The sequence below is a fragment of the Clostridioides sp. ES-S-0123-01 genome (assembly GCF_020658415.1).
Taxonomy (GTDB): Bacteria; Bacillota; Clostridia; order Peptostreptococcales; family Peptostreptococcaceae; genus Clostridioides.
The window spans coordinates 1-702 of record NZ_JACVWD010000022.1; the positions used below are offsets into that span (position 1 = coordinate 1).

At 36.9% G+C, this 702-nt stretch carries 2 tRNA genes and 1 rRNA gene; all 3 read left to right on the forward strand.

Annotated elements, in window-relative coordinates:
• The first annotated feature begins 270 nt into the window (after positions 1 to 270).
• The 3 genes from rrf to IC175_RS19285 all read left to right on the forward strand — a co-directional run bounded on the left by rrf (position 271) and on the right by IC175_RS19285 (position 567).
• Positions 271 to 387, forward strand: a 5S ribosomal RNA gene (rrf, locus tag IC175_RS19275).
• A 5-nt stretch (positions 388 to 392) separates the two neighbouring features.
• Positions 393 to 481 (forward strand) — tRNA-Leu (locus IC175_RS19280).
• 9 nt (positions 482 to 490) lie between these two features.
• A tRNA-Ile gene (locus tag IC175_RS19285) sits at positions 491 to 567 on the forward strand.
• Positions 568 to 702 lie beyond the last annotated feature (135 nt).

Genomic DNA, 702 nt, shown 5'->3' on the forward strand with positions numbered 1-702 from the left:
GATAGGTCGAAGGTGTAAGTGCAGCAATGTATTTAGCTTATCGATACTAATAGGTCGAGGACTTGACCAATATTATTTGATGTTCATTAATTAAAATATATATGTAGTTTTTAGAGTGTTAACTCTATGTATTTAAATTTGTCAATAATTAGAGATTTTTAAGAATTTTATAAGCTTAAAATCGAATAAATAAAGTATTGACATAATAAGACAAATATGTTATTATAATACTTGTCTTAGAAAAAAGATAAATGAAAATTTAGACAATAATCTGGTTATAATAGCAGAGAGGATACACCTGTTCCCATTCCGAACACAGAAGTTAAGCTCTCTAGCGCTGATGGTACTTGGTGGGAAACTGCCTGGGAGAGTAGGACATAGCCAGGTGATGTGCCGAAGTGGCGGAACTGGCAGACGCACAGGACTTAAAATCCTGCGGGACTTACCTCTCGTACCGGTTCGATTCCGGTCTTCGGCACCAAATTATTGTGGGCCATTAGCTCAGTTGGTTAGAGCGCCCGGCTCATAACCGGTAGGTCTGGGGTTCGAGTCCCTGATGGCCCACCACAATAATTTAAAGAACTTTGAAAATTAAACAGTAGGTTAATTTATAAAACAAGAAACAAACCATAAAGCCAGATATTTAGATAACAATAGTATCTGAGCCTGATAAACTTTTATTTGAGAGTTTGATCCTGGCTC